Here is a 14275-nt window from a genome sequence, read left to right as displayed (position 1 = left end):
TCACATTCGGAGGGCCCGGGCAACCCGGTACGCTTGGAGCTTCCGATAGAGAAGGCAGGGCCCATTGGGGGGAATGCATGGCTTTGGCCTGACCGATAAGCCACTGGCCGAGCTGTACCGGACCACGACTGGGCCGGTTGCGTACATCGATGAGTCCTACCGGGAACCGCTGCACTCTGATGAGCGGCCCTTCTATTCGATGTCTGCAGTTATCGTCGGTCGCGACCAGGGAGCCCTTGTCCGGGACGTCCTGATGGACATCCCCGGAAGTACCTATTGGCACACCACCGAGGCCTATCGCAGCGCTGCAGGGAAACGGGTCATCAAAGAGATGATCGACTACATTGCCGGCGCAGCGGAGTACAACATCGTCACGGTGCAGACACAGATCCGGAAAGACGATCCGGCCATGAAAACCGCCCGGCACGAATGCCTGGGTGCTTTGACGAAGGAACTCACCCGCGGTTCAGGTCCGAACGCCGTGCGGCTCCTTGTGATCGAGTCCCGAAACGCACGGGTCCACCCGGGCGGGGATGCTGATGACGCGCACGTGATAAAGCAGCTGCGAAGCGCTGGCAGCATCGACCGTCACGTCCAGGTTCACCACACCTCTCCGGGCAAGGAACCCTTGTTGTGGGCGGCTGACCTGAGCGTGTGGGCATTCAGACGGAACCTGGCCGTCGGGGACAAACAATGGTTCGAACCCCTGCAGGGCATCTCCACGGTGCTGCACGTGGATGGCGCGGATGTGTCCGTTAAACGAAGCAACCCCCATCTGCCGCAGCCAAGTCCGGGGGTCCAGCAGGCTGTCTCCCATGAATCCGGCCTTAACCGGGGCAGAGGGCCCGCTGTTGCTTCTGCCTCCAGTGTAGTGTTTGGCGGCTCCGAAAGCGAAGCCCTGGCGCGGATACGGCGCATCGCCGGGGCAGCTGGGAAGAACGTTGAGCAGGAGGTGACGCTTGCCGTGGCCACCAACGAACCGCGCCGCCTCGTTGAGGCTGCGAACGCCTACATCCGGCAGGCCCGACAGCCAAGGACAGGCGGCCGGCCCCGCACAGAGGACTCGATCATCCGCAGCGCAGAGACCATCATGCAACCGGCCGGCGCCGAGAGGGTCAAAGCAGCCTTAGTGCAGCTGCGGAAACAGCGTGCGGCCGAAGCTGACAACGGAGTGGCCCCCGAACCGTTAGTGCAGCAAAGAAGCCACCGCCCCGGCTATCAGCGATAGCCGGGGCGGTGGCTCCTATCCCTCCCGCAAGGGCGAGAGAGGAACGAAGGACCGGCAGGAAGGTGGGTGGGTCTGCCGGTCCTCCGAGTATGTGGGTTTAGACCTCGCTCATAAGCATGCCCGCCAGGGCCCCGCCCAACACTCGGCCTTGATTGGCCAGCGACTCAAGGCGGTCTGCGGTGAACTCCGTTGGTGTCTCGTTGATAACGAACATTCCCAGCAAGCCGCCGGAACTCTCGCTGATGCTCCGATACCAGTCGAGGTCGCCCTGGAACTGTTCAAACACGACCTTCCGGGGTGACTTGTCCGGCGAAGATGCCAGGACAAGCACCTGACTGGGCCACACGGCATATCCCCAACCGTCCGGGGCAAAGGGGAGCGGGCCGGCTTTACCGAGAAGGCTTGTGTACGGGGCGAGGCCACGGCGCTTCAGGGCTTTCCACGCCGCCCGCCCTTCAGGGCCTCGATGGCGAAGGTTTATCAGCACGCTGGGCAGCCCCGGCAGATCAACCATGTTGACCAGCGGCCGGATTGGGAAGTCAACCAGGGATTTCGTCTTCTCGAAGTTGTTGTCTTCTCCTGCCCTGATATTCATGGCGCCCCGGAGGGCGTTGGAAACAGAGTCGGCCGCGGCGCGGAAATCGTCCTCAGAGGTCATTTGTCATCCTTCGTAGATTCGTTCAATGCGCGTGCGTTAGGAGAATCTTGTTGGTTCAGGCCGGCGGGCACTGACTCCATCGGCGGTGTAGTAACCGGTGGTGTGCACGATTCCGATGTGCCACGTGTCCATCCAGTCCCCCATGGTTGCGAACCGCTCCGGTGACTTCTCGCCAATTGCCAGGACGCCGCGACCGTCAGTGAAGAGCTGGTTTACCCATTCGTCTGGATGGCGGTCACCGAAGTTACCGGCAACTACTACTTCCGGATCTTCTTCCAGGCTCCCGGGGGCCAAGCGCAGGAACCTGACGTCGCGTCCTGCGCCGACGTCGAGGCCGATGCCTTGGACGACCGGAATTTCGCTGCCCTGCTTCAAGCTCGCTAGAGGTACAAGCCCGAGGCTCTCGGTGCTGTGCCCGTAGAGTCCCCATTCAGGAAGAGTCGAGTAGATCCCCATGAGGTTCCCCAACGATGGGATTTTCACCAGTCGAACCCAAACATTGTCCATCTGCGCCAGACGCCGGATTTCGGCCAATTTAGCCGCTCGTTGCTGATCGTCCATTGTTTCCTCCAGTTGTGGTGGTGCTGGTTATGCGGGCAAATCTTCGGTGGTGTAGTCGTACACAGACCACGCCCCGTTGTGGCGGGTGAGGATCATGAAGATGTTCCTTTTCCGGTCGTCGTTTCTGAGGTGCTTGCCCGTGGTGTCGGTCCAGGACCAGTTTGCTGTCACGTTCCGGTAGGCGATGTCCTCGGTGTCTGTTCCTTCGTCGCCGTCGAGCGGGACGCCGGGGCCGATCACCGGAACTGAAACGGCCTTGAGTGGTCCCAGCTCCAGCCACAACGCCTGGGAGCCGTTGCGCTCGGGTTCAGCTGTGCGGGCGGCGAGTTCGGCGGCCATGAGTGGTTTCGCGCGCATGGCGGCCGCCGTTTCGGTCCGGTCCGTTGATACATCCCAGCTGGTGACCAGGGTTGCGAAGGCTTTCGCGACTTTGTCGGGGTTCACCCTGTCCACCTCGAGCAGCTGCTTCACGGTGGCATCGAAGGGTACCGGCTGCGGCGCCGTCGCCGGGGACGTCGCGGGCAGGGGCTCCGCGGCCGGCGTCGGCTGGGCGCACCCGGCAAGGGGCAGCACGGCTGCAAGGGCAAGAACGGTCAGGGTCTTCAGCGTTTTCACAGGACGCCTTTCGCTTTCAGGATCGGTACCGGGTCCACTGTGGGGTTGACGGGGATTGTCGGGTTCGCCGGTGTTCCGGTGAAGAATTCAAGGTGCAGGTGCCGGCCAAAGACGTTCCCGGTCGCACCTTCGGTTCCCAAGGGAGTTCCGGCGGCGACGGTATCGCCTACTTTGACCCGCAGGCTGCCCGGAGCCATGTGGTAGTAGCCGATGGTGAGCTTGCCGTCGGTGGTGGTGCCGTCCACACGTGTTCCGAACTGCCCGTCGAGGTTGTTGGCGATGGTGATTTTCATATCCGTTACGGCAACGACGGTTCCGGGCTGGCCGGGGGTGGAGAAGTCGGTCCCGTAGTGGAAGCTGGCCAGCACTCCGCCGGCTGTTCCAGGAGGGGCCGGGCGCGGGCCGTAGCCGGAGGTGATCTGGGCACCGGGCAGCGGGTGTGTCCATTTGCCGCTGAGGGTGCCGACCTGGACGCCGCCGCTGTCCCCTGCAGGGCAGGCCTGCCCGTACTTTTCCTGCGCGGAGAGCATGATCTTGGAAACGTACTCGGTTGTTTCGCCGAAAGGAGGGATGCCCGCGTACTTCTCGACCGCTCCGGGTCCGGCGTTGTATCCGGCCAGGGCCAACCTCACGGGATCTTGTCCGGCCTTTTTGGCAATGGGGTCCAGCTGCTTCATGAGCGCGGCCATGTACCTGCCTTGGGCAGGTATCGCATCCGCCGGGTTCAGCGGATCCCCGCCGTTGCCGTAGGAGGGCCAGGTGCCGGGCATGAACTGGGCAAGACCTGAGGCACCTACCACTGATCTGGCGTTGGGGTTCCAGCCGCTCTCCTGTTCCAGCTGAGCGGCCAGAACAGAGGCTGGGATACCGGAGTCTTTCGCGGCCTTCTCCACCAGGGGGCCCCAGCCGTTAGGGACTGCTTCCTGGTTGAACGCCGCACCGTTGACGCTGATGCAGGCGGCGGCCGCCGGGGATGCCCCGGAGACCGAGAACAGGGTCACCATGATCAGTGAGCCCACGAGGAGGAATGGCAGCAACAGTAGGAGCCCGGCCTTACGCATTGGCCGGCGTTCCTGAAAAGTTCTCCTGTGGATCTACGGGAGTGTTTTCGGTCAGCTGAGCGGGCTCGGCCGTTTCCAGGCTGACGAAAGCCTGGAAGTCGTTGCTGCGGGCGCTGAGTTCAAGGCCGGAACCGGTGACGTCGTAGTGCCCCTCAACGCAGTTCTTGAAGGTCATGCGGGTCTTGAAGGTTTCCATCGTCGGCCACAACCCACGGCCGAACCAGTCAATCAGGTCAAAGCTCGGCTTCTTGGACTTCGAACGATAGGCCGCCTTGTGCGCGACCATCAGCGCAGTCAACATCTCCACCGCGTCAGGGTGGCGGTACCAGCATGCAGGGATCCAGAACTCAGAGTTGGATGAGTTCCGGAGAATCCGGTTCTGCAGCCAGGTAACAAACCCGTCGAGCTCGGCCCACAGTTCCTTCCGCTTCTCCGCGTTCAGTTCCGCCCAGAACCACGGCCCGCCGGCCGGGTAGTTTGTCAGTTCCTCGTACAGGGAAGCTGCCAGTTCTTCGACTTCGCCCAGCCGCTCAAGCATTTCGGGGATGGCCTCGGCCCCCGTCATTTCTCCGGTTTGGCTGTTCACCCCTGCAGGCGGGGCTGCTGGTGCCGCGTCTTCCGGTGGCAGCCAGGCATCATCAGGCATGAATTCTTCTTCCGGAGCCGGTTCCTGGCTCATGATGCCTCCACCAGGTTGGCTTCCGCGGCGGCCTCAGCTGCAGCTGCCTGCGCGGCGTTCTCGGTAGAAATGCCTTCCTTGTCCAGGCACCAGGCTTTGGAGTCATAGAACTTCGCCTTATCGGAGCGTTCCCAGTACGGCACGACGTCGACAACGGCTTCAATTTCGCGGTACATCAGCAGGACCTTGCCCTGGGGAAGCTTGCGGATCTCATCAACCCGCATCTTCTGGTCAAGCTGCTTGGATTTGGAGATGTTCACGGTGGGTGTCCCGTCCTTGCCGGTTGAGGATGAGGTGGAGGTGTGCTCCACCCAGTGCCGGCCGATCAGGTCGGAGATCTTGGTCAGGAACTTCACGTCCGAGATGCCGCCGAAGATTGTCTTTGCGGCCGCCGAATCGAAGATCGTCTCCGCGCCTTCCTCACCCCACCGGTTCACGAGCTGGGAATAGGTCTGGGCAAAAACGGAGGTGTGGATGCCGTTGCCGCCACCCTCAGACATCATCGAAGGCAACGAAGGCAACGCGCAGGTGTTAGCGACCTCGTCAAGGATCGGAGACAAGGGGACATCGAGTTTGCCTGATGCCATGGCACCAGATTTGCGGATAGCGGCCTGAACGAGGGATTCGACCAGGGCGGTGACAATCGGGGCCGTTGAAGCGTTCATCGAGACACGGGTCAGGCAGTACAAAGTGTTCGGCGCGTCCGTGAAGGTATCGATGTTGATGCCCGGATCGTTCTCGGTGGGGCACAGCATCGAGAGCACGTTTTCGTTCTTCATCGGACCGGTGATCTTGCCCAGTGTGGTTTTGGTGTTGCCGATCGTGTCCGGGTTGTTCTGTCGGCACCATTCGTCCAGGTTCCCGGCCCAGGTCTTCACGGTTGTGGATTTCGCGCGGAGGATGTTGGTCGGCTCGTGTTCGGAGAAGTTCTGGGACCACCGCAGCACGTCCCGCATGGAACCGCCGTCCTTCAGCGCAGCCGCGTGCAGCAGCGCCTCCAGGATCATGACGCAGCCTGAATCGAAATACCGGTCAGCCGACGACGGGGCACCGGTACGTGGCATGGCGTTCACCATTGCCGCGGCCCGCTCGGACGCTATCTGCGGATCCTTGCAGCCGGCCACCATGTCCCACCGGACCTTGTTCGGGTACTGGCTCAGCCCGTCGAAGTCGGCAACGTAGACCTTGCCCAGGTCTTTGCGGATCCCCACGGTCAGCCGCAGCACGTCTGGGCGCGTGCTGGTGGTGATGACGGCCCCGACAGCGTCGGCTACCTGTCCGGCAACCATGTACGTCGTTTTTCCCCACTTGGGCGGTGCCACGGTGCATGCGGTGTCTTCGAGCCGGATGCTGATCTTCTGTCCGTCCAGCAGATAGACGGCAGGAGCGAGGGAAGAACGATCGGGACCCTCGATGCGGGCCTTGATGGCCTTCGCGGTACTCATTCCCTTCTCACCGGTCTTCGCTTTCCGACGCCGTGCACGAAGGGCTTTGAGGCCGAAGAGGGCACCGATGTAGGCAGCGATCAGCAGCACTACGAGGATGATCCAGACGGTAAGCGGCCAGCCCCACTGGTCTGCGGGGTTACCGTTCACCGCAACCGGAGAGGTAGCCCTGTCCGTTGTTATCAGCCCGATCAGCGAGCCGATGAGCGCCTTCCACGTATCCAGCCACTTCGAGAAGGGCAGACCCGTCGTCCAGACCAGGGCCAAGTGCCACAGGCCAGCGGAAAGGATGGCCAGGACAATCAGTTCCCGCTCAGTCTTCTTGACCGTCGAGCCGCCCGGGTTGTGTTTCTCCACAGAGACGTTGTCATTCATGGTCTTCCCCTTCAGGCCACGTCCGCGTAAGCGGAGTCGGTTTCGCGCAGTGCCGAATCCGTATCGGTCATTTGAACTTCCCAAGCGGAACGGACATGCTCGATCTCCACCTCGGGTGCGTCCGCACCGGACTTGAGGAGGTGGTGGCCATTGCGAAGAACCATGATGTCGTTCGCTGATTCCGGGTTCAGCCCGAATGTCCTGACGCACCACTGGGCAGCTTCAGGCTTGTCTTGCCGGAAGATGTGCACCGTCTGCGCCTCTTCGATCACGGCCATGCCCGGGGATCCTGCGGGAACGTCCGTGGCACCTTTGTGGATGTTGTAAATGTTCGACAGGCCAAGGCCACGGGAGAGCTTGATGTTGGAGCGCTGCTGAAGGGCCATCGGGCCGCCCAGGATGTGCCCGGCTTCCTCGTTGATCACGTTGGTCCGGATGCCCCGGTACTCGGGGCGGCGGACAGTGCCGAGAAGCCACAGGTTCGCCAACCCCATCACCATGGGAATGGCCGGCCCGGTGTCCGGCAGCTGGGAAATATCGAACGAAGTCAGCGTCTTGTTCAAACGGATCTCGGCGGACGTTTCGCCGTCGAAGATGGACCCGTATGTTTCCAGCAGTTCGTTGAAGCAGAACCGCATCGAGATTCCCGCTTCGTGGAGCTTTTCCAGTGTCGCTGTGCTCATACCAGCCAGACTGGCGTCAGTTGGGTCAATGATGCCGAGAAGGTCGTGCAGATCGGCGGTGGTTGGGGTTCGGGTTCCCTCGAAGTTCCGCATCATGGTCCGGTAGCCCAGGCGCAGCGCTTTCCGTTCCCATTCGTTAGGTCCGCGTCCCTCACGGATCAGGGCCGGAATGGTGTTCAGGTAGACGAGCTGGTTGTTCAACCCGTCGTCATTCACGCCCGAAATGGAGGGGTCCATGATGTTGAAAATGACTCCGGCGCCGTCCATGCGGAACCTGATGTGGTCACCTTTGAATTCCCGCACGATGGCTGAGTATTCGCCTTCGTCCTTTTCGTTCTTCTTATCGAAGACCACTGCCCGGCGGTTCCGCAGGATCAACGGACGGATAACGTACACCGTTTTGGTGTACGCGGACTTACCAGCTCCAACGTCACCGACAACCAGGACATTCGTCGAGGTGATCCGGCGCGGGGTGGAGTTGTAATCAGTGAACGGATCCTTGCTGATGGCCGTCTGCGACAGGACGTCCCGGCCCGCGGCGACGCCTTCAACACCTGTAGGTGCCGCGATCAAGGCCGTGTTAAGGATCTCCGCTTGCCGCGTCGTCGTCGGGGCGCCCTGGAACGCCGGAGCATAGAACCCGTTCTTGGCCTTACGCTCATTCACCCTCAACCTGGTGCCCTGCTCGGCGTACGGAGGCCACTCCCCCGACTCCAAAACTTCTGCCTCTTCGATGACAGGGGCAGAAAACGTTCTGACGATGCCGCCCACGAGCGGCACTCTCTGGATCCAGGAGCCCTTCGCCCCTGGATCATCGACGATGACCCTCTCTTCCACTTCAGGAATCAGAGGAAATCCCAGCTCCCGGGGTTCGGTAATGGCTTCCTTGCTGAGTTCTTCGACCGCGCCCATCAGGCCACCTTCTCTTCCTTCTCGCCACGTCCTGCAAGCTGGTTCATCATCTTGGCTCCAAGCGTCGGTGTCGCCGGACGGGTACCCCTGTAGATCGGCCACGTGGTACCGGCGGCCGCGGACTGGTACGTGTCCAGCCACTCAAGTTTCTGGATCCCGGCAGACGTTCCCGCCGTCTCTTCCAGGCGGCGGGCGGCCTCCGTCAGGCCTGCCTGTGTCCGGGCGGAAATGGTGATGAAGCCAACCCAGTTCACGCCATGCTGGCCGGTCCCCGGCATCAAGTCAGCACCGCGCGCCCTTGCGGACTTCAGGTTCACATCGGTTGCCGGATCAACCAGCTGGCCTTTCTTCTGCTTCGCGATCACCGCGGCCATGTCCCGCACAACGTCCTTTGACGCCAGCTGACGTGCCTGCTCAGCCGGGACTGTTTCCAGCTGAAAGCTCAACGTCCGTGCCCCGGAGCCGGCATTGTGCAGCAACGACAGCAGCCAGTACGGGGTCCGTTCCCCCGTCTCCATGTTCTCGGCGCTGATCATGGCCGTCCGGTGACCCCAAACGACCTCTTCACCAGTAATCGGATTGGTTCCTTTGACCCAGGTGGAGTTCCACTGGTCCTGCGACGGAAGGCCCATCTGATCGGCCTTGACGCCCGAAACCATCAACGGCGGCCGCGACGGATTCTGCTGGTGCAGCATCATGGCCACCACCGCGCGGGCGGTCAAAGGCCGTACCTGCCCCAGCTTGGCAGCACGCAACGAGCGGGCAAGGGAAGAGATTTCCGCGGCCATCAACAGCCGCCAACCATCCCGACCAGCCCCGTACCGGGCAGCAGTGGCATAGAAATCAGGAGTCAGCGGCCACCGGCCGACAACGAGGTGACGCTGCACGAACGTATCCCGGCCAGTTCGCTCCAGAACCTCCTGGTACGAGCGGACGGCCTTAGGGTGCGCATCTGCGGCCAGATGATCTTCAACCCAGGCTTCGTTCAGAGCAAGATCCGGAGGAAGGACACGCGTGATGGACTGGACTCCGCTGACAAGTTTCGATGCCGGGGCGAACCCCGCCAGCATCGAACCAAAGCCATTCTGGGCCTGATCCTGCTTGCGCTGGGACTCAGCTCCGCGCAGCTGCCCGGAGACTTCGAACGCCACTGACAGATACGGGTCTTCACCGATGGGGGCCTGCCAGGCGATCCCAGGCTTTCCGGTCCGGGCATCAAGCCAGCCCATCCCGTCGGCTCCGTCCGGACGAGATCGGACGGCGGCGATGATCCTGGCCTTTTCTTCTTTACTCGTGGCCAAGTCCGCCAGAGCGTTGGCCTCTTCCCAAGCAGCTGCGCTGTAGGGAATGAACCGGTCAGTGCCGGCCTTCTGACGTTCCTTCCAGCGCACCCGGCGCTTACGCCGCTCCCAGTAGGAGCCGCGGTGCGTCGAGGCCGTCACCAGGTAAACGACCACACCGGACAGCACGCCAACTACCAGGCCCGGCCAGCCGGTGAACATCATGCCGAAGAAGCCAACAAATACGCATCCGGCCAACCCGACCAACTGTGTTTTGGACTGGATGCCCCCGAAGAAACTCCGGTGTCCCGATTCCCCACCAATGAATCGCGTTGCCATCGTTTATCCCCTGTACCGTTCCGTTTCGTCGTCCATGCCGCCTGCTGCGTACTCTCCGCCGGCTGCGCCCAGCCGCGCGGCTTCTTCGCCAACTTCCTTTGCCTTCTCCGCGGCCGCCACCGCTCCGGCGGCCAGCAGGGTAGGTATGCCGATCGCCGCCCCTGCTCCGGTCGAGGACTCAGCGGCACCAGCGGCCGCCATACCCTCGGCACCGCCGGTAACCGCTCCACCAGCGCCGGCCTCAGCACCCGCGCCGGCTTTCGCGCCTGCACCGGCCTTGGGACCGCCACCACCCTGCATTGCTTCCGCACCCCCGCCGGCACCGGATCCGGCATCAGCCGGAGAGCCACCATTAAGCTCGCGAAGCTTGCGGACGAGAGACCCATCTTCCGGAGACGCTGCCTCCGCAGACCCTGAGCCTGAACCGCCGCCGGAACCGCCCGATTCGGCGCTGGAAGCGTCCTTGCGGTTCATGTCCTTCACATCCCCCATGCTCTGGGGTCCGTAATGCTTCTGAGGAGGACTGAACGAGGGGCCCTGCTGGCCGCCCGCACCTGACGGGATCACTGGGGCGAATTTCATCAGCATCATGGGTGCCAGACCGGCAATCATCAGAGCGATAAAGGACGCGATAAGGTTCATCAGCGTGCCAAGACCATCGGTCCACTTCATCCACGAGGCGGAAGCGGCGATCATGTTGTAGGAAATTCCCAGCATGAAAAACAGCAGTGGGTGGCAGGCGAGAATGCCAAACCACAACAGCGGAATCTTCCGAGCGAATGAGCCGTGCTTGGACGAGGTCCACCAGACCATGCCCAGCGGTGCCATGATGCCGGAGAAGTACAGCGTTACCAACATCACGGCCAGCATGAGCACCACGACGAACAAGCCGATGATCATGCAGACCATCAGCAGGATGCCCACGATTACGCCACCCGGAAGTGCTCCTGCGTCTGTTTTGAGCATCGAGTCCATCGTCGCCATCATCGAATCTGCAGAGGACGTTATGCCCCAGCCGATAAGGCTCTCGGAAAGGGCTCCCAGCGTCTTGACCAGCATCACGCCGATCATCGGCCCGAACAGTGCGCCGCCGAAGAACAACGCCGTCTTGGTGGTCAAAACCTCCAGGAACTCCTGGCCAGCGAGAGTTCCGCGGGCAACAGCGACGAACTGGACTACCAGCAGGAAGCCCCAAACGATGATCGCCAGGGCAAAGCTGATCGCGTAAGCCCTAATGAACCAGTCCACCGTGAGATCCGGCTCGGTGGCCTTCGACAGGGCGGGCAGCAGATCCTTCGCCAAGCCATGCGCACCATCACGAGTCGCCTTGAAAATCGCTCCCAACGGGTCAGCAGCGAAATTCGTAGTAGCGACAACGGCATCAGCCGCATCCTTAGCTCCGCTCACAGCGCCGACCACATTCTTGGCAGTATCAACAAGGAGCCCAGGGACTCCGGGGAGCCCGGGCTTATCTTCCATCGGAACCGCGATCATCATGGTCAGCACCCCCCAGCGAACGCAGCACCATTGGCAAAAAGCTCGTCAATGGTCCGTTCGGTTCCGTCGCTGCGGACCTTCCACTTGCCGTCTTCCCAGACCATCGTGAACGTGGAGGCGATCTTGCTGCCCAGCGGCTTCCCGTTCTGGATGTGTTCTCCGCCAAGGGTCACGCGAACCATGTCCTGGGTGCTTTCCTCAACCAAGTAGCGACCGTCTGCGAAGTTCAGAGACTCCGAGGTCAGCCCGGGGTAGGTCTTCGATGAGGTCAGTGTTTTCTCGATGTCTGCGATCTGCCCAGTGGCGTTCTGTGCCAAGACCGACGACGCGACTTTTCGGACATCCTCAGGCGTGTGTCGCGGGTAATAGCCAGCCCACCGGTAAATCCCGGCAGCGACGCTGATTGCCCCGGTTTGGGTATGGGATGCGGACTTCTGCCCGTCCAACAGGGCAGAGGCCGTGTTATCAGGACCGGCGAGGCATCCGTTAGGCGCCTCGCCGGCGCCACCAGTGGCCGCCGGAGAACTTACGGCCGGTTCGTTCGCACGAGGGTTGGCTTGGTACCAGGCGCTTACACCGCCAACCAAGGCGATTGCAACCACGACGCCGACAACGAGCCATGCCCAGCGCGGGAATCCGCGCTGGGCAGGGGCAGTTGAGCTGCGGCGGACCATTAGCCCGCCACCGCGAGGACCGCGCCGATAATGATGGCGAATCCTGCCAAGCAGGCCAGCCCGATGGCCGCGCCGGTCGCCTTCTTCTTGCCTTCAGCGTGAGCGTGGGGATTGTTCGCGTCGGCTTTGGCCATGGCTACCAAACCGATAATCAGGTAAGCGCCCGCAATGATGATGCCGAAGCCCCAGCCAACAGCAAAGAGGCGCTGCCACCATTCGGTGAACTTTCCGCCCAGGGAAGTGAAGTCGGGGACGCCGGGAAACGGGTTTGCGATCATCGGCACAGGTCCGGCCTGAACGATGGTGGAAGGGACGACGCTTGTCGACAGCTCTGCCAAGGTCGAAAGAATGATGCTCATCGGTTCTGATCCTTTTCAAAGACGTTCTGGTTGGTTTGGGCGACAACGCCAGCTGCGATAGCGGTCAAGGCCTGACGAGTTGCCGGGGCGACCTTGTCGAGCGTGAGTGCACCGCGCTCCGCAACGTGGGCGTCATAGGGGACGGAGTAGATGTGATCCTCAGCGATGCCCTTGTCCATGAACTGCTTCTTCAACCGCGACGGCTTGAACTCAGGGCGCCCGTCGGACATCATCACCACAATGGCGGTCCGTGCCAGCCGGGCAGCCTCCGGGCCTTGGTGCTCCAGGAACTCCAGCAGCTCAAGAGCCTCAGAGACGGCGTCCTGGGCAAGCATTGTCGGGATGACCAGTACGTCGGCTACCTCAACGGCAGCGCCGAACGGGCCCGAGCTGTACTGATTGCCGGTATCCATAACCCGCATCGTGAAGTGCTCATCGACGATCGAGGACACATCGAGCACGTTTTCCCGGGTCAGCGGCGGCCGCCACTTGGGCGTGGAACCGATCACCGAGGCGAAGCTTGTCTGCGTCACTGTGTAGCCCCGCAGCTGCGACTGGGTACGGACGTTGGAGATATTGGCGACCAGCTCCCCCATGCCCAGCTGAGGGTCGCCCTCAGCCCGATATGCCAGCTGGCCCTTGTCATCGGAAGTTTCAAGGATCGCCACTGACCCGCCACGGACTGCTGCCAGCACCCCGCCAAGAAGGATCGAAAGCGGCGTCTTACCAGCTGTGCCCTTCTTGTTGGCCACGAGCAGCCCCACGGCACGAGTCCAGGTGGACTGGCGGATCAGATCTTCAAAACAGCCCTGCGACGCGATTGATTCCCGCGCCTCCAGTTCCTTTGCTGACGGAGCAAAGTTGAAAAGGCGGCCGAAGAGCTGGTTCAGGAACCCCCTGAACCCGTCCTTGGCAGGCGCGACAGGGTCAGCATCCTCATCAGTCTCCGCGTCCGGCTTAGCGATCGGTTCTGTTGTCTTTGATCGAACAACAAGCGCGGCGTCCTTCTTCGGTGCCAGGACTGGAGCTACTGTCCCAACCTCATCCGGATCAACAAACGGATCCGCAGGTTCCTCGAAAGCTTCCGTGGCGACCGGCGCCGATTCGGGCCGCTCATCTGTTTCTACATACAGGTCCGAGCGCCGCGCGCCCGGAAAATTCAACTCTGTCATGGGAAAGGTCCCACCTTCCTAGTTCCCAACCCGGATCCCTTATAGGTCCGGTAACTTACAAACTCGTTGTCATGAATCCACCAGGGGCCGCCAGTCTTTAAGTGCTCTCGATGCCTCGGGACTGATGAACGCTCGCCCTCCCCTCAACGCCGCTCCAGAATTTGACTGTAAACTAAAGATGATCATTTAGCGATACACTAATTCCCAGACTAAGGGTCAACCCACATGATCGGGCAAGATAGACGCATGCCGCGCCTCATCCAGCCCAATCACCCGCAGGAGGTTGAGGCAGCCATCGAAGTTCTCGGAAACCGAGCCCACGCGGCCATCCTGCGTTACCTGCACCAGAACGGCCCGTGCACCACCGGCGAGATCCTCAAGGGAATCGTCCTGGACGGCAACAAGAAGCTGACCCGGCCCAGCCTTCAGCATCATCTGGAAGCGCTCGAAGCTACCGGGGCGGTCACTGCCGACTCCCCCGCAGGCCAACGACACGGCAAGCGCGTGAAGTACGAGGCCAATATTGATGCTGTGGAGTTCGAGATGCTTCCTGCCTATGTCAACTATCTCCGCGGTAGATGAGCGCCCGCAGTCCATAACAAGCCTGTCAAAGAGCAATACCTTCTTGTTTCCCTACGCACGTTACATGTCTGTAGTGAACATGTGCAACGCCTGTAGTGGGCATGGGTTATGCGTATATCGGGACTGAAGGGACGGTACGATGTGTGGGTTTCCGT

The 14275-nt window shown here is 61.7% G+C and carries 14 protein-coding genes; 2 read left to right on the top strand and 12 right to left on the bottom strand.

Annotated features, from left to right (window positions below; all coding sequences use genetic code 11):
- Positions 1 to 73 precede the first annotated feature (73 nt).
- Positions 74 to 1228, top strand: a complete 1155-nt coding sequence (locus M1E02_RS21370) for a hypothetical protein (RefSeq protein WP_479378322.1) — start codon at positions 74 to 76, stop codon at positions 1226 to 1228.
- 97 nt (positions 1229 to 1325) lie between these two features.
- On the opposite strand, the gene M1E02_RS21365 is transcribed toward M1E02_RS21370, so the two are convergent.
- Genes M1E02_RS21365 through M1E02_RS21310 form a run of 12 tightly spaced genes read right to left on the bottom strand, consistent with a single transcriptional unit; the run spans position 1326 to position 13538 of the window.
- Complete coding sequence (locus M1E02_RS21365; protein ID WP_479378321.1) at positions 1326 to 1886, bottom strand: hypothetical protein; 561 nt, start codon at positions 1884 to 1886, stop codon at positions 1326 to 1328.
- Between the two features lie 36 nt (positions 1887 to 1922).
- Positions 1923 to 2447, bottom strand: a complete 525-nt coding sequence (locus tag M1E02_RS21360; RefSeq protein WP_479378320.1) for a hypothetical protein — start codon at positions 2445 to 2447, stop codon at positions 1923 to 1925.
- Between the two features lie 27 nt (positions 2448 to 2474).
- Positions 2475 to 3062, bottom strand: a complete 588-nt coding sequence (locus M1E02_RS21355) for a hypothetical protein (protein ID WP_479378319.1) — start codon at positions 3060 to 3062, stop codon at positions 2475 to 2477.
- The gene (locus tag M1E02_RS21350; RefSeq protein ID WP_479378318.1) at positions 3059 to 4123 is read right to left on the bottom strand and encodes a transglycosylase SLT domain-containing protein; all 1065 of its coding nucleotides are present in this window, start codon (positions 4121 to 4123) and stop codon (positions 3059 to 3061) included. Before M1E02_RS21350 ends, M1E02_RS21355 begins: the two co-directional genes overlap by 4 nt.
- A complete protein-coding gene (locus M1E02_RS21345) occupies positions 4116 to 4802 on the bottom strand; it encodes a hypothetical protein (RefSeq protein ID WP_479378317.1) in 687 nt (228 codons plus the stop codon). The genes M1E02_RS21350 and M1E02_RS21345 overlap by 8 nt, the downstream gene beginning before the upstream one ends.
- Positions 4799 to 6622 (bottom strand): type IV secretory system conjugative DNA transfer family protein, encoded by a 1824-nt coding sequence (locus M1E02_RS21340; RefSeq protein WP_479378316.1) that lies wholly within the window; start codon positions 6620 to 6622, stop codon positions 4799 to 4801. The genes M1E02_RS21345 and M1E02_RS21340 overlap by 4 nt, the downstream gene beginning before the upstream one ends.
- Positions 6623 to 6633: 11 nt before the next feature.
- Complete coding sequence (locus M1E02_RS21335; RefSeq protein WP_479378315.1) at positions 6634 to 8217, bottom strand: ATP/GTP-binding protein; 1584 nt, start codon at positions 8215 to 8217, stop codon at positions 6634 to 6636.
- The gene (locus M1E02_RS21330) at positions 8217 to 9836 is read right to left on the bottom strand and encodes an SCO6880 family protein (protein WP_479378314.1); all 1620 of its coding nucleotides are present in this window, start codon (positions 9834 to 9836) and stop codon (positions 8217 to 8219) included. Before M1E02_RS21330 ends, M1E02_RS21335 begins: the two co-directional genes overlap by 1 nt.
- Before the next feature lie 3 nt (positions 9837 to 9839).
- Positions 9840 to 11333: a hypothetical protein gene (locus M1E02_RS21325; protein WP_479378313.1), complete on the bottom strand. Its 1494-nt coding sequence runs from the start codon at positions 11331 to 11333 to the stop codon at positions 9840 to 9842.
- 2 nt (positions 11334 to 11335) lie between these two features.
- Positions 11336 to 12007, bottom strand: a complete 672-nt coding sequence (locus tag M1E02_RS21320) for a DUF8175 domain-containg protein (protein WP_479378312.1) — start codon at positions 12005 to 12007, stop codon at positions 11336 to 11338.
- Positions 12007 to 12366 carry a hypothetical protein gene (locus tag M1E02_RS21315; RefSeq protein ID WP_479378311.1) on the bottom strand — a complete coding sequence of 120 codons (360 nt, stop codon included), beginning with the start codon at positions 12364 to 12366 and terminating at the stop codon, positions 12007 to 12009. The genes M1E02_RS21320 and M1E02_RS21315 overlap by 1 nt, the downstream gene beginning before the upstream one ends.
- Positions 12363 to 13538 carry a MinD/ParA family ATP-binding protein gene (locus M1E02_RS21310; RefSeq protein WP_479378310.1) on the bottom strand — a complete coding sequence of 392 codons (1176 nt, stop codon included), beginning with the start codon at positions 13536 to 13538 and terminating at the stop codon, positions 12363 to 12365. The genes M1E02_RS21315 and M1E02_RS21310 overlap by 4 nt, the downstream gene beginning before the upstream one ends.
- Before the next feature lie 246 nt (positions 13539 to 13784).
- On the opposite strand from M1E02_RS21310, the gene M1E02_RS21305 reads away from it, so the two are divergent.
- Positions 13785 to 14120 carry a winged helix-turn-helix domain-containing protein gene (locus M1E02_RS21305; RefSeq protein WP_479378309.1) on the top strand — a complete coding sequence of 112 codons (336 nt, stop codon included), beginning with the start codon at positions 13785 to 13787 and terminating at the stop codon, positions 14118 to 14120.
- Positions 14121 to 14275 lie beyond the last annotated feature (155 nt).

Source organism: Arthrobacter sp. Z5-13, assembly GCF_056499105.1.
Note: the sequence above shows the minus strand (reverse complement) of the source record. Positions and strands in the feature narration are given on the sequence as shown.

Excerpts from the sequence above, each read along its gene's own strand:
- M1E02_RS21315 (WP_479378311.1), bottom strand. The coding sequence starts at position 12,366 with ATGAGCATCATTCTTTCGACCTTGGCAGAGCTGTCGACAAGCGTCGTC.
- M1E02_RS21340 (WP_479378316.1), bottom strand. The coding sequence starts at position 6,622 with ATGAATGACAACGTCTCTGTGGAGAAACACAACCCGGGCGGCTCGACG.
- M1E02_RS21345 (WP_479378317.1), bottom strand. The coding sequence starts at position 4,802 with ATGAGCCAGGAACCGGCTCCGGAAGAAGAATTCATGCCTGATGATGCC.
- M1E02_RS21370 (WP_479378322.1), top strand. The coding sequence starts at position 74 with ATGCATGGCTTTGGCCTGACCGATAAGCCACTGGCCGAGCTGTACCGG.
- M1E02_RS21310 (WP_479378310.1), bottom strand. The coding sequence starts at position 13,538 with ATGACAGAGTTGAATTTTCCGGGCGCGCGGCGCTCGGACCTGTATGTA.
- M1E02_RS21305 (WP_479378309.1), top strand. The coding sequence starts at position 13,785 with ATGCCGCGCCTCATCCAGCCCAATCACCCGCAGGAGGTTGAGGCAGCC.
- M1E02_RS21365 (WP_479378321.1), bottom strand. The coding sequence starts at position 1,886 with ATGACCTCTGAGGACGATTTCCGCGCCGCGGCCGACTCTGTTTCCAAC.
- M1E02_RS21320 (WP_479378312.1), bottom strand. The coding sequence starts at position 12,007 with ATGGTCCGCCGCAGCTCAACTGCCCCTGCCCAGCGCGGATTCCCGCGC.
- M1E02_RS21335 (WP_479378315.1), bottom strand. The coding sequence starts at position 8,217 with ATGGGCGCGGTCGAAGAACTCAGCAAGGAAGCCATTACCGAACCCCGG.
- M1E02_RS21360 (WP_479378320.1), bottom strand. The coding sequence starts at position 2,447 with ATGGACGATCAGCAACGAGCGGCTAAATTGGCCGAAATCCGGCGTCTG.
- M1E02_RS21350 (WP_479378318.1), bottom strand. The coding sequence starts at position 4,123 with ATGCGTAAGGCCGGGCTCCTACTGTTGCTGCCATTCCTCCTCGTGGGC.
- M1E02_RS21330 (WP_479378314.1), bottom strand. The coding sequence starts at position 9,836 with ATGGCAACGCGATTCATTGGTGGGGAATCGGGACACCGGAGTTTCTTC.
- M1E02_RS21325 (WP_479378313.1), bottom strand. The coding sequence starts at position 11,333 with ATGATGATCGCGGTTCCGATGGAAGATAAGCCCGGGCTCCCCGGAGTC.